Origin of the sequence: Leucobacter tardus (assembly GCF_017583045.1) — a bacterium.
GTDB lineage: Bacteria > Actinomycetota > Actinomycetes > Actinomycetales > Microbacteriaceae > Leucobacter > Leucobacter tardus.
In genome coordinates, this window is the sequence record NZ_JAGFBF010000001.1 from 928,753 (window position 1) to 954,497 (window position 25,745).

A 25,745-nucleotide genomic window follows, 5' to 3' on the forward strand; every position below is an offset into this window, starting at 1 on the left:
CTCGAGGTCGAGATCGACCCTGCCGGGCACTGCCGCGGACGCAGGGGTTCATCGATGCTCAAGACTTCACACCGGAACTCTAACAAATCTGAGGCGGTGGTCAAGAGTGCGGGGTCAGCGCGGTGGCGTACCCTGGATCGCGGGCCGGCGATCCGCATCGCCGACCGTTCGCCTGTTCACTCGCACGCAAGGAGGTCGCCACATGCCCGAGGTCACCGGTCAGGTTGTCGAAACGCCCGAGGGGCGCGATCTTCGTCTCGTTCGGTCGCTCGCGGTTCCGCTCGAGGAAGCGTGGCAGTTCCTCACGGACTCCGAGCGCACCGCGCTCTGGTTCGGGGAGTGGGAGGGCGATGGTCGTCCCGGCGGGGCGATTCGCATTCGGATGGCGTTCGAGGAGGAAGCCCCAGCGGCGAAGGCGAGGATCGTCGCGTGCGAGGCACCGCACCGGCTCGCGATCGAGACCTCCGATGAGATGGGGTCGTGGCGCCTGGAGCTGGTGCTCGAAGCGGACGGCGACGATGAGAGCCTGCTCGGATTCGTGCATCATCTCGATGCCGACACGGACGTCGGGGCGGTGGGGCCCGGCTGGGAGTACTACCTCGACATGCTCGTGGCCGCGACCGAGGATGCGGAGCACCCGCACTTCGACGACTACTTCCCGGCGCTGATCGAGACCTACCTCGAGCGCGCCAAGCATCCGCTCGCGGGCTGACGCCTACGCGACTCCCGCGGTCTCGCCACGCGCCGCCGCGACATCGGACATGTGCGCGCGCACCCAGCCCTCGAGGGCGGCGAGCGGCTCCCGCAGAGACTGGCCGGCCTCGGTCAGCGCGTAGTCCACTCTGACCGGGACCTGGGCCGTTACGGTGCGCGTCACCAATCCGTCGTGCTCGAGGCCGCGCAGTGTCTGGGCGAGCATCTTCTGCGAGACGCCGTCGACCGCAGCGGCGATCTCGTTGAAACGCCTCGGACCCGATGCGAGCGTGCCGATCACCAGGATGCTCCACCGGTTCGAGACGCGATCCAGCAGGGTTCGGCTCGGACAGTCCCGATTGTAGGGATCCCATTCGGCGTCGGACATAGCGGCTCCTCTCGGCGATCGCGGGCACTCGGGACTTTCTCATGATACCAAGTTGCGTACAGGTATCTAGTTACCTATAGTAACTCATGGAGGGGCCGATGATCGGAGAACGACCGATCGGGCCCGACGGACCGCATTCCACGCATCGACAGGAGCTCCCATGACTCGCATCACCGTTCTCGGCGGCACCGGCTACGCCGGCCGCAACATCGTTCGCGTCGCCGCGGAACGCGGCCACAGCGTGACGGCGTACAGCCGACGCGCACCCGAATCGCCAATCGTCGGCGTCGAGTACCGGACCGGGGACGTGCAGGACGCTTCGGTGATCCGGGCGGCCGTCGCCGACACCGACGTGGTCGTGTCGACGCTCTCACCGCGGGGCGAGCTCGAGGGGACCGGCAAGCTGCGCGCCATCGAACAGCAGATCGCCGCAGAGGCCGAGCGCGCCGGTGTGCGTTTCGGCGTCGTCGGCGGCGCCGGATCGTTGGTCGTCGCCGAGGGCGGGCCGCGCGTCGCCGACACCCCCGACTTCCCCGACGCCATCAAGCCGGAGGCAGCCGAGCTGGCAGCCGTGCTCGAGGACCTGCTGGCCTCATCGACCGAACTCGACTGGTTCTACGTGAGCCCGGCGGGCGGGTTCGGCGAGTGGGCGCCAGGCGAGGCGACCGGCACCTACCGCATCGGCGGTGACGTGCTGCTCGTCGACGAGTCCGGTGAATCCCAGATTTCAGGCGCCGATTTCGCAGACGCGTTCGTCACCGAGATCGAGCGGCCCGAGCATCGCCGCCAGCGGTTCACCGTCGCCTACTGACTTCGGTCACTCCGACCATTCGAGCGCGGCGCGGGCGGGGGCATCACCCTCCCGCTGCCGCGCCGAGGAGACACGCGTAGCGTTGACGGTCGGGCCAGCGCGGATCGGGATCCCGCGGTACCACCGCGAACCCGAGTCGGCGATAGAACTCCACGGCATCGTCGTCGGTCTCCGCGTACACGGCGCCGTCTCGGGCCGCCGAACGAGTCGCCTGCACGAGCGTGGAGCCGTGACCGCGCCCTTGCTGGTCTGGTGCCACCGCCATGTACTCGATCACTGCCGGGTCGCGATCGACGTCGAACGCGACGAATCCGACGACGCGATCCTCGTCGGTGATCCCGAGTACCGAGAGGTGCCTGAGCTCATCGAGCATGAGTCGTCGCAGGCGCTCGCCGTCGGCGTCTGAAGCGAGCCGGATGAGGGCTTGGACGTCTGCGCGCTGCATGGCGCCTTTGCTGAGCACGCGGACGGTACGTCGATCTTCCACGCCTTTCACCGTATCTTGCGTCGGTGAGTCTCGCGAGGGCAGCCTGAACCCCGCACCGAGGAAGCAGACGGATCTCGGAGCGGGGTTCAGGCGGGGGCGGGGGCGCTCAGATCGCGTCGCCCGTGACCGGCCCCTCGGTGTTCGGCTTCCAGCCGAGCGCGGGTGCGACGTGCTGCGCGAACGACTCGAGCACGTGCAGGTTGTACTCCGGTCCCAACTGATTGGGCATTGACTTTGATGTACATTGAATTCGTGACGGAGCGCAGCGGGAACCGAGCAGTAATCTACGCGAGAATCAGCCGCGACAAGAAGGATGAGGGCGAAACGCTCGACGGTCAGATCGAGCTCTGCGAGAAGCTCGCGGTGAAGAATGGACTCACCGTTGTTGCGACATACCGTGAATCTGATGGCACAGGCGCATCCGAGCGGTCTCAGTCAAAGAGTCGCGTTGAGTACGACAAGATGCTCGCCGCGGCACGAACGGGCGAGTTTGACTACATCCTCGCCTACGCGGACGACCGTCTCACAAGACGACCCGCTGAACTGGAAGAGCTGATCCAGCTCGTCGAGACCACTGGAATCAAGATCCGCACTCATCGATTCGAGCACTACGATCTCTCCAGCAATCAGGGCATCATGGCGGCTCGCATACTCGGAGCAGTCGCGGCAGGGGAGGCGCGCACAATCTCTGAGCGCCAGAAAGCCACCTTCGAACGTCATGCGTATGCGGGCAAGCCCAAGCGGCAGCGACAGCGACCCTTTGGCTGGGAAGAAGATGGAATCCACATCCGCGAGAGCGAAGCAAGCCTCATTCGCGGCGCCGTCGAGAAGGTTAAGGCTGGCGCCTCGATTGCGAGCATTCAGCACGAGTGGAACCGCGCCGGGGTTCGCACCGCTGTCGACCCGAGCCAATCCAGAAAAGAGGAGAAGCCGAGTGGAGAGTGGGAATGGTCGGTCGTTTACCGCGTACTCCTTGGCTGGCGAACGGCGGGGGTTCGCACCCGCCACAGAAAGCCGCTGCGGGATTCGGAGGGGCGACTCGTGCGCGGCTCGTGGGAGCCCATCATTAGCGCGGAGGATCGAGAGCAAGCGCTCACCATGCTCGGCAAGCTCTCTCGGAAGAAGCTTCGCACGGGAAGCTGGCCCCTCGCCTCGTTGCTCCGCTGCGGTGAGTGCACGAAGCCGCTCTACGGGCAGCTTCCATCTGGCACGCGAAGCCGTGCGCTCTACGCATGCAAGAAAGGTCACGTGGGTGTCTCAGCTGGATTGCTCGAACAACTCGTCATCGAAAGAGTGATCGAGCGTGCCGTTCGCGAAGAAGCCGGTGCAGTTCGGGAAAGCGAGGATAGCCGCAAGCAGGCGACCGATTGGCCGCACCACGGGGAGCTTGCGAGAGTGCGGGAGCAAATCGCGGAGCTGATGGCTGCCTACAAAAATGGCGAGCTATCTGGTGGCATCGTGTTCCCGCAGGTGGATGAACTCGACCAGCGCCAAATTGTATTGCAGAGAGAACTCGACGAGTTCCTGGCAGAAGAAGATGCGCCGCCAAGCGTTCTGCGCCGGAGCAGCGAGGCGTTGGAATGGCTGCTTGAAGTGCAGGGGCAATTCCTGCGCTACACCCCCAATCGCCCGAAGTCAGTGGAGTCGCAGAGATGGGGTGACGATGAGGTCGAAGAGACGCCGGGGCGTCGCGAAGAATTGCCATTCGCTGCCACCGATGAGGAAACGAGAGAACTGAACCTGCTCCTCCGCGGTGAACTGGAGATGGTGATCGTCAAGAAAGGCAAGACGGGCAGGCAGTCACGCGAGAGTTTCGAATCGCGAATCGATCCCGTGTGGCGCGACTGAGCGCGTTCAACCCTTTGAGTGCTTCGCCGCGAGGTCGTAGCTCGGTAAACCGAAGTGCCGTTCGTAAATCTCGCGATACTCTTTCGCGAGTCGCCCCATCTGATTGAATTCAACGCCCCGCTCAGTGAGCCATTCACGTGCCGCGATGGTGTCATAGGGCTTTTTGCCAAGCTTGAGGTTTCGCTTCGCCTCGGCTTGTAGCAGCTTGGCCATCTCTCGATCAGCTTCATCGGTAGCCAATGGAGGCTCTCCGTTGAGCGACTCCAGAGACTCGGCTTCGCGCGCCTTCCTGATGTAGGGGGTGAGAAGACCCGCCAGCTCTTCCTCGTGCTCCGAGGTCAGGTCAATGGCGTACTGCGCGCCACGAAAACCGAAATGCACGGTTCCGCCCTGTCCCGGCGGGATCGGCGTCCCGTCAAGGTCGTCAACTTTCATCACTACGTCTGCCACGTCTTTATTCTACTTCACATCGCTGGCAGTGGAGCGTTAATCTTTGAGATTCCGATGCTAATCGCTAATTCCCTCAATGGCGCGACACGCCGAATGCGGTGCATCAAGTTTTTCTTTTTCTTGCAGTTCTGAGATTTCGCCCGCGTGATTACGGGGCAGGATGACCACTTTTCGCAGTGCCCTCCGGGGGCGCGTGAACCGCGTTGAATGTCCAAGATTCAGTCCGTAATGTTGAAGACATAAGCCACCCCGGGGAGGAAACGAGGAGCCGGGACCTTACTGGGTTATGACCTTGAAAACCGAATCGCACGAAAAAATCCGGCTCAACCGAGCCACAACAAGAAGGAGCCCGTTATGGGTAAGACGACACGCAACAAGAAGAACCGAAAGATGAAGGAGAACAACATGAAGAAGAAGCTTGAAAATCGATCGACTCTGGAGGGGCTTAGCCCTGAAGCAAGCCGAAAGACGCGAATGATGCGAGAAAAGGTTTGGGGCGAACTAACGTCCTGTGGCCGTTTGAATCACCTCATGTCGCTACATCCGCAGGAGATCTCGGCAGGATTTCAGCAGAGCATCGTCATTGCGTTTCACAATGAAGTTCTTTCATATGACGCCGCGGTCTTGCGAATCCTCAGTGAGATCGCGCTCGACGACATGCGTCCTGGCTTCATAATCTGCGAAGAGCATCGGTTCTTGGACGAAGCCGAGTTCCCATCGGTGTTGATGAAACTCTCGAACCCGCCACTGGTTGAGTGGCCAGATCAGGTGCGAACCGGGTACATCCTACTGATGGCACATTTGTTCCATTCCGAGGGAGCCGCGGGGCACTTCCGGACAGCCATCGCGCTAGCGATGCATAGGCTCATGAATGAGGCTGGTGAGGCGCAAGAGGCTCTCGATGCGGGAGAGATCACCTGGGAAGACCTGCATGACGATTGGCACGTTGAACAAGTAGACATCGCTGCCTGAGCCAAGCAGCTGGGGCGCTACTCACTACGGGTAGCGCCCCAGCTGCTTTGTCTCGCAGCGAAGACGAAAGTGTGCGCATACGAGTGCGCAACCGTGGGAAATTGTGGTCTTCAGGGCTGTCCGCGAGCCGAAACCCAAGAGTGCTCTACGGTCGTGATTGCATCCGCATCGCCTCCACAGCGTCCACGAGGTCAGACTCCTCGACTTCTGATTCATTCCATTCAGTCCAGAAGTTCTTCGTGGCGCTGTTTGGCTTTACCGACGGTGCGTCCAGTCGTATTCGAGTGGGGAGCACAAGCGAGTCGCCCAAGACTAGAGCTTCTCCCACGTCTAGCAACGGCAACGCTGCCGCGATACCCTCCATACTGTCTGGCATCAAGCGCTTTACGACTGCTTGATCCTGATCGTTCGTCAACCTCAGTGCGATGAAGTTGTTGCATTGCGAGAGAACTGTTCGGCTGACGTCTGAGGGACGTTGGCTCACGACAAGAAGAGAGATGCCGTACTTGCGACCTTCTTTGGCGATTCGCTCAAAGGAATCGAGCGCACGCACTTCGGCGGCTCCGCCCGCGTTCGCAGGAAGATACAGGTGGGCTTCATCGCAAACGAATGTGACTGGAGTGCGCTTCTTCTCTTCGGTCCAGAAATGTACTTCGTAAAGAACCCGAGCAAGAACTCCAACGACAATTGGCAGCACATCAGCCGGCACTTCACTGAAGTCGATGACCTTGATGCCCGGAGCTGTTCCCAGGAGGCTTTTCGCAAGGTCGTGGAGCCATTCGTACTCGACAGCTTCGTCCGGAGGGCTAAACATAAATCCAAAACGTCGGTCTTCGGTTCGAGCCTGGAGCCTGGCGATGAAACGAGTCAAACGTCCGTTGAATGGACCACCTTTGTCCCCACGTGAACCAGGGACCATTTCTGTATCGTCGCCCTCAAGTCGAGAGATGAGGTCGCTGAGGCTGAAGGGAATGGGGCTGTCCACAGTGAAGCGGTCTGCAACGTGATCCTTGCCAGCTTCAACCAGGCTTTCTCGCTTGAGATCGCGCACGTGGTGAGTGAGCCTAGCGGCCTGATTGGGTGCGTTCGACTCTGAGCGATCCAATAAGAGCGCTTGCATTTCCTCTTGATTCATAAGCCACCAGGGAAGATAGAGCGAATGGTGGACAGCGTCGGAGTCCCCGGTGCCGGCGATTCTGAAACCCTGCGCGATTGGATTGGGACCTTCACACAGCGGCGCATATTCGCCGTGCATATCGAAGACAATCAGGTTCGGGTGCGAAAGAGCTTTTGCTCGCTCCAAGATGAGCGCGACAGACCAGCTCTTTCCCGAGCCGGTGCTTCCAAGTAGAGCCGCATGCCGTTGAAAAAGCCTATCGCCGTCCGCGACAGCGCGAGCAGTGGGGTCGGCAACGAAGGTACCGAGCCGTAACTGCTTCTCAGGCTCAAGCTGTTGAGTTAGCAAACCCATGAGTCCTTGCAAGTTGGTGCCATCGATCACCCAGCAGGGCGACTCAACAAGGGGGTAGCTATCGGCACCGCGCTTGAAGGTGTTCCTCTTCGTCCCATCTACTTCTCTATAGGTCCCAAGAAGGACCACTCGCAGGAGATCGCGCTGACGTGCCTCCACGGGCACGACTCCTTCCTCTTCTAGATCATCCAGCAACGCCTCATCTTGTAGGTCACGTGTAACTCGATCGAGCATGCCAACCAAATACTCGGAGGAGTTGGAACCTTGGAATGCGACAAGGCTGCCAACACCAACCCTGGTCAAGCGATCGTGGTCAGTCGCTTCGGCCCAGACACTAGCGGTATCGACTCTGAAGACTCGTCCGAGTGCAGCGTCGCGCGGAAAGTCCAGAATGTTCGTGCTGTTCATTTTCCTAGTACCTCTTCTAGAAGACAATTCAAATCCCAAATGGGACGATCGATGCTGATCTCGTATTCCCCTCTTGTTACTCGCGTGTGTTGAGTGTCTAAAATGTGTCCTTCTATCCCGTACGCGGAAGGGCTGGTCGACAGATAACGGCGAGCATTCGGAGTGATGGTCCGACTCAAGACGACCGATGGGACTTGCTGAATCCTGTTCGCGATGTGCGTTTGTAAGTGATCGTCGTTGAAGCCATACCCGACGAATAAGAGTGCGGACGCCGAATCGATGGCCCGATTAGCTTGTTCTCGCTGCTGATCGAAGGGAACTTCGTACCCTAGGCGGTACTTGTTGCCTCCGGGGGCTACTATTCGTCGAGACCCAGGAATCGTCAAGTCGCTTCGAAAGTGCTCGTTGTTGAATGTGAACCAGTCGAGACTGCCGTGGGGCTTTGAGAGTCGCACATGAGGAATGACTTTCATTGATGCAAATCTCCCACGACCAGTCTGGTTTTCGGCGCGAAGCATAGCCTGCCTGCTCCGTACGGGGTCGAACTTTCCGACTGTGTGTCCATAGAACATTGAGTCGACACCAATCCCAACGCGAGCAGCCTGCACTTCAAGCAATCTGTCGTAATTCGTCGTGATGACATCTACACGCTCAGCACTATGAAGCATGTGCTGAAAGAGGCGACTGAACGCTGGAACGGGAGCCCCACTTAAAAGCTCATTTATGGCGGGAATCTCGCGTTCGGCGATGCAGTCTGCGACTTGTTCGGCGATGACATCGGTCATCTCGTTGGAGACAGCCACACTGTGAAGCGCCTCCTCGAGCCCCTTCCCTGAGTGCAGGGACTGCTCGATTGCGGCCCACTCGGGTGTGCAGGCTAACCCCTGCGACCTGATTTGAGCAGGCACATTGCTTATAAGATGATCCGCTAACTTACCCATTCCGGGGAGTCCATGCGCGGAGGAAGCTCCTGAGCCGACTACGACCACCAGACCCCGCCGAAAAACACCCTGCACTTCCGAGTAGACCTCATCTTGGTCAAGGCCCATGTAATTCCCCGTACTCGATGGTGGACGAAGGGAAGCGACTGTGCTTCTTCCGGCCATTCTTGCAGAGAAGAGAGCGAAGGACACGTGTCATCTATGTGTAGACCTACAATCTATTTTGTGCCGGCCGTCAGCGTCCTGGTTCCCAGCTTGGCGATGCGTGCCCGTACTAGAGAGAAAAATGACCACAGATCGTGGACTCCGGGACTGTCCGGGAACCGAAGTTGGCGAACGACTGCCGCGTGCAACGCCGGAATTCGTGGCAGAGTTCAACGTCACGCTGGAGCTCTACATAGATCACACCGTGATCCAGAAGGCGGTATCTCGGGCGACCGATCCAGGGGCCTTCAAGAAGCGATACCGGATTCGGTGGACTGAATGACAGGTGTGTGCACACCGATCTATCTACCTTTGCGTTGGGGGTGGGACCGCTTCCTGTAGGCATCGATAGCGTCATTCGTGCGGCCGAGTGTGCTGGAGTAACTTGAAGTGAGGAACATAAGGCGCGACTTCACCGAAGCTGGCTCACCCTGCTTCTCTCCGGGGATGCTCTCCAGGATACTTTCGAGAGACAGGGTATTCCCGTGTGCGACAGCACTGCACATTCTCCAGATCTGGAGTCCGGTGAGTATGTGGAGAAGATCGCCCTCCTTCCTATACAGGAGATCATGCGTTCTATCCACGGACTCGATTATGGGTGTGGACTTGACCGCTTTGTTGAAATCATCTGGATGAATGCCTTTGAGCCTTGCGTGTCGATCTTGGGCGATGGCAAGTACGTCTGCGTGCAGTGTTGACGCGACATCTGTCGAAAGCCAGAGCAGACGATCTGCTTCAATGTTCTGGCGATGGATACGCAGGATCCGGCTTGCCGCAAGCTGCTCGTTCCTTGAGTCCAATAGCCAGAGGGCAAAGGACGAAGCTTCAACGGCCGAACGAATCATGGAGTACAGAGCGAAAACCGGAACTCTCTGGCTCAGAATCCGATCGACCTCGCGGAGGTTCTCTGCGGCAATCAAAGCGAGTGCATGGATATGTGCGGTCAGTTTGAGAGGAGTCGTGAGTGAATCGACCCGACCGAGCCAACTATCTGGATCGGGGTCCACAAGCCTTTTGCTCTGCTGAGTGACTCGTAGAAGAGTGGGCTTGCAATGTGGGAGCAATTTGGCGGTTTCCCTATCAAGTTGGGCGTAGCGCTCCGGAGACATTGGGGTTGTATCGACCACGCTCCTGAGAATACCCGGATAGACGACAGGTGGTGTGCGCACACCGCGCCGTTTACAAAACGTGGGTTTAGCGCACGCCCTTAGTTGATATCTCCTCGCTGTGACACGAAACGCGGTCACTTAAAATCCAGCGAAGGAGCGATCATGGCAAACACCTATGGCTACATCCGTGCCTCTACCGAAGAGCAACGAGGCACACTCATAACCCAGCGCGATGCGCTCGTCGAAGCAGGATGCCAACGCATCTTTGTGGACGACGACGAGTCAGGCAAGACCAACATCGCGAAGACGGACACCGAATGGCACGAGTTACTCGCTTTGGTTGAGGCAGGCGACAAGGTGATCGTGAACTCTCACTCAAGGCTCGGGCGCAAGAATCACCATGTGGTCTACGCAGTGGGAACACTCGTGGAGTCGGGAATTACGGTGCACGTCCTTGAAGGCGGGATCACCTACGACGATCCCGACAACCTGACTCAGCTAATCATGCTCAACATGAGAGCAGTCACTGATCACAACGAGGGGGTGGAGATCAGCAAGAGGACGAAGACAAGTCTCACGCTCAGGCAAAAATATGGCTTCAAGCTCGGCCAGAAGCCGAAGCTCTCCAACAGCCACGTTGCCTACATCCTCGCCCTGCGAGAAGAGGGGCTTGGATTTCACTCCATCGCGAATGCGGTACGCGTCTACAGCAAGAAATATGGCCGGGAGCGACCGATCAGCAGTACCACAGTTCAGAAAGTGATCAACGGCACCTACGGCATGACTGTCGAGGAGTGGCAAGATCACAACGACCGCGCCAGGGCAGAGATGATCAAGGCAGCGGAAGCAGTGAGGCGCGTGAGGAGCAAGGCGAAGGCCCAGGATAGGGAGGCCGCTGATGCATGATCCCATCGAAGAACAGAGAGCAATGATGGAAGAGCACGCGGAGAACGGGTGGGAGCTACCTGCCACCAGCGAGCAACTGCACTACCTCGCGGACCTCATGAGTTTGAACCATGCCGCCGCCTGGCAAGGATTCGGTGACCTCAACAGAGGTGCTGTCTCGCAGATGATCTCAAGCGTGCTCATCGCTCACAACGCAAGGGACGCTGCTTGACTCAGGAGTGACGCGACACAACGACAGGGCCGGGGATCGATCGATCGTCGGCCCTTCATGATTTTCGGCAGGTTCTATCTGCGCCGATATTTGTTGCTCCAACAACACGAAGGAGCAAGTGATGAATCAGAGACGACGAACGCGCGCGGAATGGCTGGAGCGACGAGCCGAAGGCGGGCGGACCCGCGTATACGGATCGCCCAGAGAATCGAGTCTCACGCAAGAACAGCCAGAGACCGATGAGACAAACGCCGACAAGGAGCAATCGCGCCTGACTGGCTACGAGGCATGGAAGGCGCACCGCTGACAGCCCGCATAACTGAGGCCCGGCACCGCGTTGGTGCCGGGCCTCTTTCAGTTTCAGCGGATCCTTTGGCCAGGGTAGATGTATTTCGTGGCCGAGCCAGCGCCTACCTTGTGGACAAGATCAGCATTCAGAAGTGCCGTCAGCGCTCTTCTCTCAGTGCTCGAGGCGCCCACGGGCTCGCCGTGGATGTTGCGAAGGATTGTCCTCAGGCTGCGAGCCTCCCAGGGGACGATCTCGTCAAGTAGGCGGTGCGCGGCAGCGATAAGGCCGTAGCTCCGGGGTGAGACTCCACCATCCTCGATGAGGTGCTTGTCGGTGGATGGGTAGCGATTCGTGTTCATGAGCGTGCTCCTGTTGTTTGAGGGATCGCGAATCGTGCGATGGAGATCTATATCAACTTGATGAAGAGGCGGATCCGATCTGCGCTTCTACTAGGGGGCAAAGGTTTCTGGCAGGAGTCCCCAAGTTCGAGAGCAAGCGGAGCTATGTGGCAACCGCTCAGCCATCGTTGCCTCAGGTCGTGAGTTTGCGAGTAGGCCTCAAGCAAGCAACTCAGAAGTGCCACTTGTACAACGAGTGTTGCCATGGAAGTATCTTCGTATGGCAGTCGTCGTTTCGAACTCTCGGTCACTTCAATCGCTCTATTCCTGGTACAGCGAGGGAAAGCTTGCAGTAAACCGCCGGTATCAACGCAAACTTGTATGGACCCTCGAAGAGAAACAACGGCTCGTCGAGTCGGTGTTGAATCAGTATCCAGTTCCTGCCGTCCTGTTGGCCGAGAGAGAAGGTGACAACTACGAGATCATCGATGGGCTTCAGCGGCTTCACACCCTGATGTCTTTCATCGAGATGAAGTTTCCTACATCCGATGATGAGAAGTTCGATGTCTCTCGCTTCGCCACCGCGCAAGAACGAGCGGATCAAGGATTCTTCGAAAAGATCGAAGGTGCGAAACTTCTCGATCGCAGCCGGCTAATCGCTTACCTCGATTACGAGATGCCGGTCACTACGATGCGAGGTGCCGAAGAGTCAGAGATTGAGGATGTCTTCGCAAGGATCAACACCTACGGTCACCGGCTCAGCGATCAGGAACGTCGGCAGGCCGGAGTCGAAGACAAGTTCGCCTCGATGGTTCGGGAGCTGTCGTCGGCGGTCAGGGGTGATGTTTCGACCAATGTTCTCGACCTCTCGGAAATGCCTTCGATCAGTATCGACTTGCCGATGAGTAAACACGGTTACACCGTCAAGGCATCCGACGTCTTCTGGGTTAAGCAGGGTGTCCTGAGGTCGACAGATCTGAGGAAGAGCGAAGACGAGCAGTGCATCGCGGATATTGCGGCTTCAGTTGTCGGCGGGTCCGTTCTACCGCGCTCAAGCGAGGCGCTCGACGCCATCTACGAATCTGGTTCATCAGAGAACATTCGGGTATCGTCAGCGCTCGAAACGAAGGGCGCCGCCGTCTTTCAGCAGGAATTTCTCTACTGCCTTGGTGAGATCGAGAAGATCTGCGGCAGTGCAAAGCTGCGCAACTTGCTCTTCTCCAAAGGGAATACAAACGGCTTCGCAGCGACGTTCGCGGTCCTCTTCATCGCCCTGCACGAGGCCTTGATAGAAGAGAAGAAGAAAATCAGCGACTACGCCGGGGCGGCATTGGCGTTGAAGAATTTGAACGCGAGGCTCGACACAAGCCGGCGCGGTGGTCTTGCAGACGAACGTCGCAACCACGCGAACGTGATCAAGGGTCTCCTCGCCCCTTACTTAGTTCCCGCGGAATCCAGAGATATATACGGCGAGCAGAGTCCCCTGGAAATTGAGAACATCATCCGGCGCTCTCGTATCGAGTTGGCTCACTACGAACTGAAGCAGGGCCTACTTCGTCTCGACGATCAGCGAACGCTCGACAACGAGGTGATTGAACAGGTGTTGAAGACCATCTGTGGAATCGCAAATAATGGGAAGGGTCGCTCGGGGGCAGTCGTCGTCGGTGTCGCCGACAAAGCGAGGGACGCTCAGCGTGTAGAGGAACTCGACCGCATTACCCCGATGGAAGTCGGGCCTGAACGCATGGTGGTGGGTGTCAATCGGGAAGCCGCGGCTCTCGGGGAAACGGTCGAAGACTATGTCGCTCGATGGAAGACGGCGATTACCAACGCTGACCTCTCAAGTCACCTCAAATCATCCGTCTTGTCCTCAATGACTTACAACGACTTCTACGGATTTGGGGTGCTTGTTCTCCCGGTTCCCGGGCAAGACAAGCTCTCCTTCTTCAATGACAACGTCTACTGGCGCAAGAGCGATGAGACGACCAAGGCTAGCTCGACCATGGAGATTGCCGAGATCGCCCAGCGCTTCTGAGCGATTATTCACGGATGCGGAGTCGAGCAATTAGGTCACGAAGGGCCAGGGACTGAGGGCCCCTGGCCCTTGAGAATTTCACCGACTCAGAGTTCCCAGGCCTTGCCCGAGTACGTCGCGCCATCCGCATCCGTGAGCTTTCGCGCCTTGAAGAGCGTCTGTGCCTTCGCTTGCTTCGCGGCTGAGATCACTGCTTCCACGATGCTCTTGCTGTTGGTGAGGTACACGACTTCAGCGAATACCGGGATCGCTCCCTTTGTGGTCTGTGTTTCGAAAGCTCCCGCAATTCGTTGCAACTCCTTCGAATCCTTGAGGTGAAGCTCCACCTCCAGGGCAATGCTTCGAGGCTCTGCGAGACCCTCGCGCAGGTGTTCGAGGTCGATCACGAGGTCCGCCGGGTGATTGCTCTTTGTGTCCTTTTGCACTGTTCCTGGCGGTACTACCGTCCACAGTTCAGGCATCTTTCGCATCGCTTCACGAAGACCGAGACGCCCCTGCTCGATGCTGGCGCGCGCTTCGCGCTGTTGCTTCCAGGCGTAATCTCCCTGCGTTAGTTTTCCCTGGGGGTCGCTGAAGGCTGCCGAGAACGTTCGATTCATGTAGGGCTCAGGCACCAGAAGCTGAAGCATTTCGAGTCCTACGGGGAGCTCTACGCCGATGGACTCGGGTATCTGCGAGACGCCCCCGACAAGCTGAGCCCCTGCCTGAGCGACAGCGAGAGAGTGGCCGAGTTTAGCGAAGTAGACTCTTCCAGCCTTGTGAGGCTTCGGCACTCGGTCATCGATCACCATGCGGAAGTTCAAGAAGTCGTGGCCCTTTTGCGTGAGGAACCACAGCTGATTCATGCCTGGCAGACGCTCGGTGTTCACCATCCCCAGGTCTTGGAGCCCGAGCATCCGCTTGTAGGCGCTGCGTGCTTTCACTCCCAGAACGATGCCCAATTGTTTTGAGGAGACAAGTGAGAACTTCCTGAGGAAGGCCATCGCGAGGTCATCTCGATCCCCCAATTGCCGCCTGCCGTACCTTGGTGCGGCGGTCTTCTTGTGCTGCTCCACCGATGAGTCTGCATCTGCTTGGCGTCCTTCGTCTGTTCTAACTGCGCCGATAGTCTGCACAGATGCGCTCGTGGGGGCGTCGTCCTCGTCATACTCGCGATCATCGCCGTCGAGAATTGGGTTCACTGGGGGAGCGATGGGCACTACCTGCGGGCCATCGCTGTAATCTTCCTCTTCCATGAAGTTGGGCACTGTCGAAGGTGTGGACATGATGAGTCTCCTCTGTGATTGGGCTTCCTTCTGACCGTCAGCTGTGTCCTGAGAAGTGATCTGCGAGCCTGTCTCGACCTTTGTGACGTGTCGCGAGTTATATCGCAGCGCTAGGGTCCTATGTCGAGACATCTCGTGTGACAAAACGCGCGTCTGCGGTGTCTCCTGGGTTGTCCCGCACTTTGTGCAGGTCCTTCGCAACCGCCGCATGTGCCTACACGTGATCGCAGGCTCGGCTCAACAGGCTGAGAGGCGCGCAGCAAAGCTGCTCTAGGAGCTCTCGTGTAGAGCTCCAGACCCTCTCGTGTAGAGGGTCAGATCCCGCCGTGTGCGGGATCAGGAGCGAAGCGACGCTTCTCTCCAGCAACAACGCTTCACGTTGTTGCGGCCAAAGACGCTAACGTCTTTGGGGAAGAAGCCTGAAGGTGCCAACCTTCAGACATCTGCCCGCAAGGAGGCCGCCAGGCCTCCTTACAATCCTGCTGGCCACCTGCGACACCGCACAGATGGAGCCACGCCGATGGTGTCACACACCGGCTTCAGAGGACGCTAACCCTTCTGCGTCCACCAGAACATCTGCCACAGCACGATGAGTGCTGGAAACTGCCATCAAGGACTGGCACCTTCACACAGCAGCCCTACCCGCTCCAAACGATGAGCGACTAACAGGATCTGAGCTCCGGGCGGGAGCGAGGCGCAGCGGCGACATGTCGGCGGTGATTTTATTTTTTTCCGTCAACTCATCACAGGATGACGCTGAGACCAACAGGTCGATATGGGCGTCGTCCGGTTTCGTGCGGACGGTGTTATGAGGGCGGGCGCCTTCTACCTGAGCGGCGCCCGCCCTCAGTCAGATCACCGCACCAGATATTCCGCACTGAGGTGAACACCATGAATCACGAATTCGTAGGCTTCCACGTCGATTACGAAGACGCCCTGATCGAGCTGTGCTGGGGGCGCTGTTCTAACTGCGTCGATGGTTGGTGCAGGTATGAGACAGAGACAGCAGCAGAGGAGGTCGCCGCGATCCTTCGACGCCGATATATGTGTGACACAACGGCTCAGAGGAGGACAACATGAGCGAAGGAACCTGGTATCACCTGGACGACAAGGGAAGACCGCGGAAGTGTGCGCACATCGACACCTGCACGAAGGAGCCGCATGCCGACAGCTGGCAGGAAGCGGCGCTCGTCTACGAAATGCAGATGGAGCCCTACCTGATCCCTCCCGCCGTCAGTAAGCGAAGGCGCTGAAATAGGAATTGAGAGCCGCGATCTGCTTGGGTCGCGGCTCTTTTTGTGCCTGTTCTAACTGCGTCGATATCACTCACACATTTCGAACAAGGAGCCCGGCATGGCCACAGCAACAGATTCCACACTTCACTACTCCCCAAGGCTTGGGCGCTACGCGCGCTGCATTGCCTCCAAGCAGTGCCTCTACGGTGATGCGCACACTTCTCTGCTCGGGCTCGCAGCAGCAGGCGGCGCAGAGGTGAGTCTGCACAGCCACACCCAGAAGCAGACGGTTTCACCTCTGATCGCAGGTGCCTACTCTGTGGGCACTGATGTGCGCACACGAACCTTCAGAGAGGACGGCACCCAACTGACCCCAACCGAAGCGAGAGCCTGGCGGGCAGAATGTGAGCGCACCCTCGAGGGTGATGTCGCACAACAGCAGAGTGATGCGACACAACAACAGGGTGATGCCACACAACAGCGGAAAATCTCCCTGGAGCCCATCGAGTTCCAGGAGCAGAAAGAGGCGGAGGTTCTATCCGCGCCGATCGCTCAGGCACCCGGCCTACGTGGCAGTGTGGCTGATCTCCAGCTTGCGGAAAGCACGAGCAACCCCAAGATTCTCCAACAGCTCGCCCAACACCGTGACCCCGCGGTGCGCCTCGTCGTCGCGCAGAACTCGGCCACTCCGATGGGAAGCCTGGAGGAACTCGCGATGAGCAGAGACAACGGTGCGGGTTTGTACCAGAGTGCAGCCATGGAGCGCCTGACTGAGAAGTACCAGGATCTCCGGGACGCGGAGGAACTGAAGGCAACTGCTCGCATGGAGGCCGATGGCGCGCTTCAGGCAAATCTCGCTCAGATGCCAAGCTACCGTGTCATGCTCGCGGTGCCGAAGAAGCGCTGGAGCGCGAAGAGAAGGCGAGCAAGGGCGAGGATCATCAGCCGTGCCATCGAGGAAATCGCTGGCTTCCTGGGGATGAAGGCGCAGCTCAGGAGTTGGACCCGCTCCAAGCGGCGGGCAGTTGCCTTTGTTCGTGGGGCCAGGGGAGTGGTGGAGTTCCATCTCTCCAGTGCAGTGCTCATGTGCAAGGGCACGCGGCAGGTCGCTCGCTTCCTCAGCCACAGCTTCGCTCACGCTTCGAGTGGCCAGGCAGTGGGGCATGGTCAGGGATGGCGTGCAAAGTTCAGGGAGATAAATAAGCAACTCGGGCTCGCCTGACGCGGGTGGGTGCGGGCATAGCGTAGGCGCGCGAGGATGCAGTCTCCGACGCGGTGACGATCTCCGCGTTGAATGATGCGATCAGCTATTCAGGCCGCGTTAGGCCACATCCTGAGAGGAGGAACTCGATGGTGTGCGCACACTGGCTGGTGTTGCGACTGCGAGCCGATATGAACTCGCACACCTTCCGGGTGTACTCCGCTGCTCCTAGCGTGGAGAGACTGGGCCGTGATCGGGAATCGAAGAAACGGGGCGATCACGGCCCATTCTTATGCGCCCACCCACGAGCCACTCCCGCTCTGCGCTGAAGCGGCATCTCCGCCCAATGCGACACGCCGCAGGCTTCCGCATAGTCTCGCGGATTCTCAAACTCGTTGAAAAAAGTTTGGCCACTTTCCTGAAATCGCCACTCGCCTCGTTAAGGTGACGGCCCAACAACAAGAGGAAAGAGAAGGCTATGAACGCGAAGGTTATGATCCAGGAACCCGGAGCAGTGGAGAGGGTAGTCGAGGTCGAACTCATACCGAACGACGCCTGGTTGGCTGTTCTCGCCGCCCCCACTCTGGATGAGGATCTGAATAGGCGAGGTTGGGCGAATGTCGACTCCAATCGTAAAACGCTGTTCGAGTACGCCGCAGAGATCACTGGCTTCGATCTCAATGACTTCGAGAACTCGTACCAGAACGGCACACTCATGGGCGATCTGAAGGAGTGGTTTCAAGGCTTGTGTGAGGTGTACTGCTGACGTGGTTCCAGGTGTCAGGCGATGAATGATGCCTGACACCTGGAACATGTGCGCTCAGGTGATGATCTACGCCCTTGGAGTGGGGCGATGAGTTGGGTGTCACCGATCTGTCACCGCTGTCACCGATCTGTCACCGGTGCGGTGACAGCCTCACGTTCGATGAGATCGCCCTTCTATCTGTTCTGTCACCGAGTCACCGTTTTTTAGACAAATGGGAAATTTCGGGAGAAGGAAATAGGTAGATCTATAAATAAGCGGTTGCCCCAAATCGGTGACAAGTGACAGATCGCGTCTAAATGCGATCTCTTGTGCGTTAGGGCTGTCACCGATGTAGTGACAGTCGGTGACAGATTGCGCCTGGGATGGCGACGACCGCCAGCGGGGTTCTATCCGCGCCGATGCTCCAGGAATGCAGGGCGCACTCCTGAGCTGTGATGCGACATTACCCGACACACGGCCAGAGCGATATTGTGTCGAAACCCGCTGGGGGAGCTCGGATTTGCGCCCGAATGCTCGCGGCCCGGTGTGGAAGTCGAGTGGTGTTTTTGGATTGCACCTTTGTCCTCCTTCCACACCGGGCCGCTTTTGTTTCTCCTCTTCGACGGTTGGTCCTCTGAGTCAAAGCGATATGGGTCTGTGTCTCCCGCAAGAGGCGCCGACAAGACTCAATCCAAAGGAGCCGATCATGGCCAACATTCAGACAGATGCCTGCCCCAACTTCACCGGCAGTGCACACGACAACGCACACCTCGCATTCGTGCCTCAACAGTTGCACGGCGCGCACCTTCACCCGCTCAAGGCACTCGGCTCCGTCAAACAGTCCAAGAACGCTGACGGAATCTATGAAGACACCATCGATAAGAAGACCGGCGAACCGATCCTCGATGAGAAGACTCCTGGCCGAGGGAAGTATCCGCTCAACTGGAGCGCCCATGAAGAGGGTCTCAAGTCCGGCGACAAGCGCTACGGCGTATGCCTGACCCGATCCAGACTCTTCGTCCTGGACATCGATACGCACAACGGTGTGGACGGAAACGCGAGCCTGGCGACAGTATGTTCAGAGCTTGGACTCGATGGACTCGACACTTTCACCGTCGCCACGGGCACGGGCGGCTTCCACTACTACTTCCAACTCCCCGACGCTCTGAGTGAGCGGGAGATCAAGAAGTCAGTGAACCTGTGGCCCGGGGTTGACGTCTTCCCTCAGAATCAGCAGGTTGTTGGGCCAGGATCGAAGCGCACTCTGGAGGACGGTTCGATTGGCCGCTACGAGGTCAGCAACGATGCGGAGATCGCCTCGATGCCCGATGTTCTGGTGCAAGCAATCATGGAGCGCATCGAGGAGAACTACGCCGACAAGAAAAGAGCGCGTGTATCCGCACCCTGCGCTGGAGAGTACAGGCCACGACACACAGGCAACAGCCTGAGCGAGAAGCAGCACGAAGTGTTGTCGTCCATGTGTGGAGAGCTTTCAGGCGCGCAGGCTGGCGAGCGCCACGCCACAATCCTTCGCGTCGCCTTCAATGCCGGGTGCTTCTTTGGGCCAGAGCTTGAGGCGACCGTTTATCCAGAGATCCAGGCGGCGGCCTTCGCATCCGGCCACGACGAGAACTGCGGCTGCGTCGAGGACGCATTCCAGAGCGGTATGCAGGTGTGGCAACCCTTCGTGCCAGAGCCACCCTCCTACAGCACTAACATCGCGCGGGAGCCAAAGTCGAAGAAGAAGATCAAACTACCGAAGTTGGACCCCTTCTTCTTCAGTGAGATTGGAATGGCGCGAGAGTTTGCCAGCACACAGGAGGACCGTCTCCTGAGTGTGGACGAGTGGAACGCCTGGGCGAAGTATCAGGGAGCCTCGGGCAAGTGGGAGCGAACGAAGCCCGCCGTCGTGGATTCGGACTTCATGGCCTGGTATGCCGACGAGATGTACCCGGCAATCGAGAAGAAGCTCAAGAAGCAGGTTGACGCGGTTGGAGATGATGCGAAGGCCAAAGCCGAGGCGCAGGACGTGAGGAAGAAGCAGCAAGCCAAGGCGCAAAGGTTTCTGAACCTGCCATCGTGCAAGAACGCCACCAAGTACGTCTTCGGCACCGTGATGAGACCCGCCAACATTTTCGACCCTCGGGGTGACGAGATCCTGACTGACGGTGTTGCAGTGTCCCTGCGCGACGGGACTCAGAGGGTGGCAAAGCCTAGCGACTTCTTCACCTTGTCGGGCGCCGCGGAGTATCTGCCTGGGTACACCCATCCTCTCTGGGAGGAGATTCTGTCGGCCTTCGATCCCGAGTGTCTGCCCTATCTCCAGGTAATCATGGGCCAGGCATTGACGGGCTACCAGCCGAGCGACTCCGCGATCCACTTTCTCGAAGGTGGGGGCTCCAACGGCAAGTCCACCTTCCTGGACGTCATCATGGCCGTGTTCGGAGACTACGCCGACGCTCCCGACTCCTCCATCCTCATGAAGGGCGGCGCGGACAGCTTCTCAAAGAGTGTATTCAAGGGGTTGAGAATGGCACTGCTGGAGGAGACTGCAGAGAGTCAGTGGCTCGACGACAAGATCATCAAGAAGCTGGCGGGAACCGACAAGATGCGCGGGGCCAAGAAGTTCCAGGACGAAGAGACCTTCGACATGATCGCGACAGTCTTCATCACCACCAACGAGTTGCCTCAAGTCAGCGCTAACGACGACGGCACCTGGAGGCGCCTCAAGGTGTTCCCCATGCCCTACAAGTTCGTGGACCCCCACGAGTATGACGCCGATACCTCACCAGGACATCACCGTCCCCGAAACCCGGCACTCACGAGAGCGAAAGACAATGCTGACATCCGCCGTGCAGCGCTTGCTTGGGTCGTGAAAGGCGCGATGATCTGGTTTGACCAAGACGAAACGGAACTGCCTCAGCCAGAAGCGATGCTGGCCAAGCACAGGGGATGGCGAGGGCGTCAGGACAAGATCGCCACCTGGTGGGAAGAGTGGATTCAGAGCGGAACGGACAGCTACTGCACTGTTCCTGACCTCTACACAACCTACAAGCAGTCTCTGGCGGACAACGGTCGGAAGGGCGAAGAGTCGAAGGCAAAGTTTATGGCCGCGCTGGAGTCCCACGCCTTGTTCCAGGAAGCCGATGCAGAGTACGTCAAGCAGCAGAGGCCGAGTGGCCTGATTCACTCCCCGCTCCCAGAGGAGATCGCAAATCCTTATGACCGCGAGACCTCGGCCACCAAGGCGTCCAAGGCTCGCTACTTCGTTCGAGGCATCCGCTTCGCGAGATAACAAACAACCCATCGATTGAACCCCGCCCTGCGGGAGGAAGAAGGAGACCATGACTCATGGAATCGCAGTACGTATTCAAAACCATGCCGTTCGGACGCTACCGGGGTAAACCCCTGGCGAAGGTGGTGCGCGATAGGTCCTATCTGCGCTGGTTACTCCAGGAGCCAGACATCCAACGAAGGTACCCGAACATGCTCGCAGAGATGAAGCAGAGAAGGTATGACCTCGAAGCCTCAAGAGAACTCAACCGCATGAAGAGAGGACTCGGACTCTGACTGATGTGCGCACACCAACGTGGCCGCGATCTGACTGGATCGCGGCCACAGGTGTTTCTGGGAATTGAGAGGTCCTATCCGCGCCGATGAGAGAGGGGGATGTTTCTTCGCCTCAGGCATGCCGGTGCATAACCATGTGGGTTTGTGAGTATTCGCATGAGGTTCAAGTCTCCGACGCTTTTCGTCCACCTGGCGTCACACCTATTCATGGGTGAGGCTCGCGCGCCTGAGACGCGAATAGCGCTCTCGATGAGAGGCGCGGAATAGGTGCCAATTGGGGCCTGGAGATCTCTTTCGGGGCCGGGGTTGCTTTCCTCGGACCGTCATATACATTAGGCCATACCAACCCAAAAACGCCGATCACGAGGAGAATCTCATGGCTTCCACCACCGCACCCCAGGCAACCCAGAACATCTCAGAGCGCAAGGACGTTCCCGCCGACTTCGACCGCAAGGAACTCTCCCGTCTCTTCTCCCGCCTGCGCCACGAGGTCGGCGTGCTCGTCGACGATGCGAACCGCAAGAGCCCCTTCTACGCTCGCGGCAAGGACGAGGCCATCGCCAAGCGCAACGCCGCTGTTCGAACTCTGTCCGAATTCGCTGATCGCATCGACATGCTGAAGAGGCAGGACTAGCGTCGCAACGCAAGGCGCCCCAGCCTTCGCGCTGGGGCTCCTTCGTTTGAGGGGAAAGCATGAGTGAGAACAACCTGACACTGGCGGAGGCGCTGGTCCTGCACCTGGCGGATGCCCACGAGAAGCGGGGCATCCGGCTCGAACTCCTCCGCGTGTATGAAACGCGGGCTCTGGAACTACTGGGATGGCATCCCTTCGACTTCTACTTCTACCGTCGTCCGCCCCACATCGTTGACGAGGAGGCGCAGAGAATCATGGAGGCACCCCATGAACAACCGTGACGAAGACTCCTGGCAGAACCTCAGCGACTCCATGATCGAACTCGCCGAAGCTGCTGGCAGAGCGGGACTGGACCTCTGGCTCTGGCTTCGGCCTGTCCTGCGGGACGGAGCGCAGGTGCTCCTGGATCTTCTCTCGTAGAAGTGTGCGCACATCTTCACTGTCACCTCTTAGTCAAGTTGATATAGACCACACCCTCACCTCGAGGGCTTCACAACTAGGAGCAGTGAAATGAACGCCAACAAAAACATCTTCAAAGAAAACGGCTTCAGCATCGTCAGCCTGATCGCGAGCATCAGCATCGTTGTCGGCCTGTCCGCTGGTGGCTTCGCCGTCGCGCACGCTGTCGAAGAGCCTGGCTCAGGCAAGATTGCCACCCTGGCCGCACACCTGGACTCTGATAGCGAGAGCTACGAGGCACCTGCCAAAAGTATCGAGGACATCCACGAGGCAGACCGCAACGCGGGTCGATTCTGCGTTGTTGCTTCTGCCAATGGCGAGCGTCTCGGAGAGCACGGCAGGGGCTGCACTGGCGACTGATGCGCGCACACCTGTGCCGTCTTCTCTCGGCCAGCTTGATATTGGGCGTGATTCCAACTCGGGGATCACGCCCATAGGAGCAAGCAAAATGAAAAGAATACTCAGGAAGGAAGAAGGCTTCACGCTCATCGATGTGATCGTGACGATAGCCATCGTGATCGCGTTGGCCGTTGGTGGCTTCGTGAGCTACGGGAACCTTACCGATCAGGCGAAGCGCGCCGTCACCGAAGCTGCTGCCCAGCAGGTCTACGACGCGGCAAATGTCTTCAACCACGAGAAGTCGAAGACACCAACCGAAGCCTCGGCGGAGTTCAACCAGCGTCACGAGAAGGTGACAACCTCTGTGGTCGGAGAGAACTGCGTGGTTGCGCTGCATGAAGACGGCCAATCAGCGAAACGTGGCGATGGGTGCGGCTCGGTCATTCCCCCTGGAGGAGGTGGCGGCCCAATCATTGGTGGACCGACATGCGATCTGGCTTCTGACCCTGACGGCGAGGAGTTCCACGGCTGGGATGTCTCCTTCCCAGCCGCGAGCTACCCCGTAGGTACGCCCGTGTTTATCGAGGTGAAGGATGCCAGAACAGGAGAGATCCTCAAGAGCACTGACTGCGGCCCAGACTTCACGACTATTGAAGAAGACGCCGAGGTGACCCAGTCGCCCATGTCGAGGACCGCGAAGGCAGCGGATCGTACGGAGTACCTGGTAACGCTGTCCTTCGGGGATTCGGGTATCGAGCCCATGACTCACACCTACACCCACGCGGGATCGCATTTCGACGTCGAGTGGCAGATGCGCACCTTCAGCGAGTACGTCTGGCCCGCATATCGTGGCTGAAACGACTGAACCAATACGAAAGAGGGCGGCGGGTGTTTTCACCTGTCGCCCTTCTTCTTTGCGCTCTCGCTGATCGTAGGTGCGAGCCTCTTACGCTCGCAGGCTCCGGGTGCACGAATGTGCGGCCCAGAAAGTTGAGGCTCGTAGGCTGTCGCCTACGTTGCGAGGTTCTATCCGCGCCGATTGTCGGTGGTGCGGCGTACTGTTCTCGCATGAACGAGGGCATGTTTTTGGGGTGGGAGTCTGCTGGCGAGGAGGCTGTTGCCAGAGTGCGGGCTGTTGTTGGTCCAGAAGCCATGTTCGGCTTCGATGAGCGAGTTCCGGGGAAGCCTGGAGCGCGCCGCTACTTCATTCACCCCACGATCACGCAGGGAGTTTGGCGCGAGAACCGGCCATTGAAGACAAAGGTGTATGACTTGGCTCTCCTGGACCAAATGCGCTTCAAGTTCCGGGACTCGTGGGAGTGCCTGATCGGGGAAGAACTGCTGGAAAGACTGCCGCAGGGGAGGTCCAATCTGCGCTGATTGGTCGGGTGGAAGCCCAGTGCACGCACCAGGCACGCATACCGTGGCTGAACGAATGAATCAACAAGTAAGGGCGGCAGGTGGAAACACCCGCCGCCCTTCTTTTTTTGCGCGCTCGCTGATCGTAGGCGTGAGCCTCATACGGTGATGCAGGTTCCGCCTATGTCGACGCGACTCGTGTCAATCAGCGCGTTAGATTGCGTAGCCCCGGACTGGCCCTTCGGTGTTCGGCTTCCACCCCAACGAAGGCGCAACGTACTTGGCGAATGACTCCAAGATATGTACACAATAAGCACTACCCAATTGGTTCGGGATCGTCAGCATGAGGGTGTCCGCCGACTGCACCGCCGCGTCCTGCTGCAGCTGCTCGATGAGGCGATCAGGGGTGTCGGCGTAGGTCTTGCCGAAGGTGGAGCGGAACCCGTCGATGATGCCGATCTGGTCCTGCGAACTCCGGTCGCGCAGGCCGAAGTACATTTCGTCCTGCTCGGTGGTGATCGGGAAGACGCTGCGGCTCACCGAGACGCGCGGTGCGCCGGTGTGACCGGCGTCGCGGTACGCGGTGCGGAACTGCTCGATCTGCCTGGCCTGCAGCACGTCGAGCGGTTCGCCAGTCGCCTCGGTGAGCAATGTCGAGCTCATGAGGTTCAGGCCCTGGCGGCCGGTCCATTCGGCGGTGTCGATGGATCCCGCACCCCACCAGATGCGGTCGCGCAGTCCGGGGGAGCGGGGCTCGATCGCGAGGCGACCCGCCGGTCCCATCTGCGGGTCGCTGTCGACGACCGTTTCGCCGGCAATCGCCTCCATGAACCGCGAGAAGTGATCGCGCGCGATGTCCGCGCCTCGCGGATCGGCCGAACCCGTGTAGCCGAACGCCTCATAGCCGCGCAGTGCGGTCTCGGGGGATCCCCGGCTCACGCCGAGGGCGATCCGGCCGTCGGCGAGATAGTCGAGCGCCGCCGCCTCCTCCGCGAAGTACAGCGGGTTCTCGTAGCGCATGTCGATGACACCGGTGCCGACCTCGATGCGCCGCGTGCGAGCGGCCATCGCGGTGAGCAGCGGGATGGGCGACGCGGCCTGCCTGGCGAAATGGTGCACCCGCACGTACGCGCCGTTGACGCCGAGTTCATCGGCGCCCTCGGCGATCTCCACCGTCTGCCGCAGCATGTCGCCCGCGGTGCGGGTCGCGCTGCCCGGGACGGCTGCGTAGTGTCCGAAGGACAAGAATCCAAAAGCTCTCATGGTGACTCCAACGCTTGCGTGAAAGTTCTATTCCCATGAATATATCTGGTCCCGCTGGACACCGGGTGACCGGGTCTCGAGCGACCTGGGCGGCCATCGATTCATGCGCCCGAA

27 protein-coding genes and 1 pseudogene are annotated in these 25,745 nt (G+C 59.1%); 18 read left to right on the forward strand and 10 right to left on the reverse strand.

The genetic code is table 11. From position 1 onward, the window contains the following. Positions 1-202 precede the first annotated feature (202 nt). Positions 203-712, forward strand: a complete 510-nt coding sequence (locus J4H85_RS04440) for an SRPBCC family protein (protein ID WP_208237163.1) — start codon at positions 203-205, stop codon at positions 710-712. A 3-nt stretch (positions 713-715) separates the two neighbouring features. Here the strand turns inward: J4H85_RS04440 and J4H85_RS04445 are convergent, their stop codons facing one another. Next, positions 716-1,081 carry a winged helix-turn-helix transcriptional regulator gene (locus tag J4H85_RS04445; protein WP_208237164.1) on the reverse strand — a complete coding sequence of 122 codons (366 nt, stop codon included), beginning with the start codon at positions 1,079-1,081 and terminating at the stop codon, positions 716-718. Positions 1,082-1,241: 160 nt separating this feature from the next. On the opposite strand from J4H85_RS04445, the gene J4H85_RS04450 reads away from it, so the two are divergent. Continuing rightward, the gene (locus J4H85_RS04450) at positions 1,242-1,892 is read left to right on the forward strand and encodes an NAD(P)-dependent oxidoreductase (protein ID WP_208237165.1); all 651 of its coding nucleotides are present in this window, start codon (positions 1,242-1,244) and stop codon (positions 1,890-1,892) included. A 43-nt stretch (positions 1,893-1,935) separates the two neighbouring features. Here J4H85_RS04450 and J4H85_RS04455 read toward each other — a convergent pair whose 3' ends face one another. Beyond that, a complete protein-coding gene (locus J4H85_RS04455; RefSeq protein WP_208237166.1) occupies positions 1,936-2,379 on the reverse strand; it encodes a GNAT family N-acetyltransferase in 444 nt (147 codons plus the stop codon). Positions 2,380-2,485: 106 nt separating this feature from the next. After that, positions 2,486-2,611 (reverse strand): annotated as a pseudogene (locus tag J4H85_RS04460) (LLM class flavin-dependent oxidoreductase); the annotation flags it as partial. A gap of 5 nt (positions 2,612-2,616) precedes the next feature. Here J4H85_RS04460 and J4H85_RS04465 point away from each other — a divergent pair. Beyond that, positions 2,617-4,227, forward strand: coding sequence for a recombinase family protein (locus tag J4H85_RS04465; protein ID WP_208237167.1), 1,611 nt, complete (start codon positions 2,617-2,619; stop codon positions 4,225-4,227). Positions 4,228-4,233: 6 nt separating this feature from the next. Here the strand turns inward: J4H85_RS04465 and J4H85_RS04470 are convergent, their stop codons facing one another. Next, entirely contained in the window at positions 4,234-4,677 is a 444-nt protein-coding gene (locus J4H85_RS04470; protein WP_208237168.1) for an Lsr2 dimerization domain-containing protein, read from the reverse strand. Positions 4,678-5,031: 354 nt separating this feature from the next. Between J4H85_RS04470 and J4H85_RS04475 the strand changes: the two genes are divergently transcribed. After that, positions 5,032-5,649, forward strand: a complete 618-nt coding sequence (locus J4H85_RS04475; protein WP_208237169.1) for a hypothetical protein — start codon at positions 5,032-5,034, stop codon at positions 5,647-5,649. 145 nt (positions 5,650-5,794) lie between these two features. On the opposite strand, the gene J4H85_RS04480 is transcribed toward J4H85_RS04475, so the two are convergent. The 3 genes from J4H85_RS04480 to J4H85_RS04490 form a co-directional block, all read right to left on the reverse strand. Continuing rightward, entirely contained in the window at positions 5,795-7,528 is a 1,734-nt protein-coding gene (locus J4H85_RS04480; protein WP_208237171.1) for an ATP-binding protein, read from the reverse strand. After that, positions 7,525-8,331 carry an SIR2 family protein gene (locus J4H85_RS04485; RefSeq protein WP_208237172.1) on the reverse strand — a complete coding sequence of 269 codons (807 nt, stop codon included), beginning with the start codon at positions 8,329-8,331 and terminating at the stop codon, positions 7,525-7,527. Before J4H85_RS04485 ends, J4H85_RS04480 begins: the two co-directional genes overlap by 4 nt. 644 nt (positions 8,332-8,975) lie before the next feature. Then, the gene (locus tag J4H85_RS04490; RefSeq protein WP_208237173.1) at positions 8,976-9,800 is read right to left on the reverse strand and encodes a hypothetical protein; all 825 of its coding nucleotides are present in this window, start codon (positions 9,798-9,800) and stop codon (positions 8,976-8,978) included. Between the two features lie 144 nt (positions 9,801-9,944). Between J4H85_RS04490 and J4H85_RS04495 the strand changes: the two genes are divergently transcribed. Together J4H85_RS04495 and J4H85_RS04500 are read left to right on the forward strand one after the other, a co-directional pair. Continuing rightward, complete coding sequence (locus tag J4H85_RS04495; RefSeq protein WP_208237174.1) at positions 9,945-10,688, forward strand: recombinase family protein; 744 nt, start codon at positions 9,945-9,947, stop codon at positions 10,686-10,688. Beyond that, positions 10,681-10,899 carry a hypothetical protein gene (locus tag J4H85_RS04500; RefSeq protein WP_208237175.1) on the forward strand — a complete coding sequence of 73 codons (219 nt, stop codon included), beginning with the start codon at positions 10,681-10,683 and terminating at the stop codon, positions 10,897-10,899. The genes J4H85_RS04495 and J4H85_RS04500 overlap by 8 nt, the downstream gene beginning before the upstream one ends. 360 nt (positions 10,900-11,259) lie before the next feature. On the opposite strand, the gene J4H85_RS04505 is transcribed toward J4H85_RS04500, so the two are convergent. Then, positions 11,260-11,547 (reverse strand): hypothetical protein, encoded by a 288-nt coding sequence (locus tag J4H85_RS04505; RefSeq protein WP_208237176.1) that lies wholly within the window; start codon positions 11,545-11,547, stop codon positions 11,260-11,262. A 259-nt stretch (positions 11,548-11,806) separates the two neighbouring features. Between J4H85_RS04505 and J4H85_RS04510 the strand changes: the two genes are divergently transcribed. Further along, a complete protein-coding gene (locus J4H85_RS04510) occupies positions 11,807-13,561 on the forward strand; it encodes a DUF262 domain-containing protein (protein WP_208237177.1) in 1,755 nt (584 codons plus the stop codon). Between the two features lie 86 nt (positions 13,562-13,647). On the opposite strand, the gene J4H85_RS04515 is transcribed toward J4H85_RS04510, so the two are convergent. Beyond that, the gene (locus tag J4H85_RS04515) at positions 13,648-14,826 is read right to left on the reverse strand and encodes a replication-relaxation family protein (protein ID WP_208237178.1); all 1,179 of its coding nucleotides are present in this window, start codon (positions 14,824-14,826) and stop codon (positions 13,648-13,650) included. 1,076 nt (positions 14,827-15,902) lie between these two features. Between J4H85_RS04515 and J4H85_RS04520 the strand changes: the two genes are divergently transcribed. From J4H85_RS04520 to J4H85_RS04570, 11 genes are all read left to right on the forward strand, one after another. Next, positions 15,903-16,079, forward strand: a complete 177-nt coding sequence (locus J4H85_RS04520; RefSeq protein WP_208237179.1) for a hypothetical protein — start codon at positions 15,903-15,905, stop codon at positions 16,077-16,079. A gap of 100 nt (positions 16,080-16,179) precedes the next feature. After that, a complete protein-coding gene (locus J4H85_RS04525; RefSeq protein ID WP_208237181.1) occupies positions 16,180-17,283 on the forward strand; it encodes a hypothetical protein in 1,104 nt (367 codons plus the stop codon). 457 nt (positions 17,284-17,740) lie between these two features. Continuing rightward, entirely contained in the window at positions 17,741-18,028 is a 288-nt protein-coding gene (locus J4H85_RS04530; RefSeq protein ID WP_208237183.1) for a hypothetical protein, read from the forward strand. Between the two features lie 685 nt (positions 18,029-18,713). Then, entirely contained in the window at positions 18,714-21,302 is a 2,589-nt protein-coding gene (locus J4H85_RS04535) for a phage/plasmid primase, P4 family (protein WP_208237185.1), read from the forward strand. A 56-nt stretch (positions 21,303-21,358) separates the two neighbouring features. Continuing rightward, positions 21,359-21,577, forward strand: a complete 219-nt coding sequence (locus J4H85_RS04540; protein ID WP_208237187.1) for a DUF3820 family protein — start codon at positions 21,359-21,361, stop codon at positions 21,575-21,577. A gap of 376 nt (positions 21,578-21,953) precedes the next feature. Then, positions 21,954-22,211, forward strand: a complete 258-nt coding sequence (locus J4H85_RS04545) for a hypothetical protein (protein ID WP_208237189.1) — start codon at positions 21,954-21,956, stop codon at positions 22,209-22,211. 59 nt (positions 22,212-22,270) lie between these two features. Next, entirely contained in the window at positions 22,271-22,492 is a 222-nt protein-coding gene (locus J4H85_RS04550) for a hypothetical protein (protein ID WP_208237191.1), read from the forward strand. Then, positions 22,479-22,631, forward strand: a complete 153-nt coding sequence (locus J4H85_RS04555) for a hypothetical protein (protein WP_208237193.1) — start codon at positions 22,479-22,481, stop codon at positions 22,629-22,631. Before J4H85_RS04550 ends, J4H85_RS04555 begins: the two co-directional genes overlap by 14 nt. 90 nt (positions 22,632-22,721) lie before the next feature. Then, entirely contained in the window at positions 22,722-23,030 is a 309-nt protein-coding gene (locus tag J4H85_RS04560) for a hypothetical protein (protein WP_208237195.1), read from the forward strand. 88 nt (positions 23,031-23,118) lie between these two features. Next, positions 23,119-23,865, forward strand: a complete 747-nt coding sequence (locus tag J4H85_RS04565; RefSeq protein WP_208237197.1) for a type II secretion system protein — start codon at positions 23,119-23,121, stop codon at positions 23,863-23,865. Positions 23,866-24,077: 212 nt separating this feature from the next. Continuing rightward, positions 24,078-24,389, forward strand: a complete 312-nt coding sequence (locus tag J4H85_RS04570; protein ID WP_208237199.1) for a hypothetical protein — start codon at positions 24,078-24,080, stop codon at positions 24,387-24,389. Positions 24,390-24,581: 192 nt separating this feature from the next. Here J4H85_RS04570 and J4H85_RS04575 read toward each other — a convergent pair whose 3' ends face one another. Then, positions 24,582-25,631: an LLM class flavin-dependent oxidoreductase gene (locus tag J4H85_RS04575; protein ID WP_208237201.1), complete on the reverse strand. Its 1,050-nt coding sequence runs from the start codon at positions 25,629-25,631 to the stop codon at positions 24,582-24,584. Positions 25,632-25,745 lie beyond the last annotated feature (114 nt).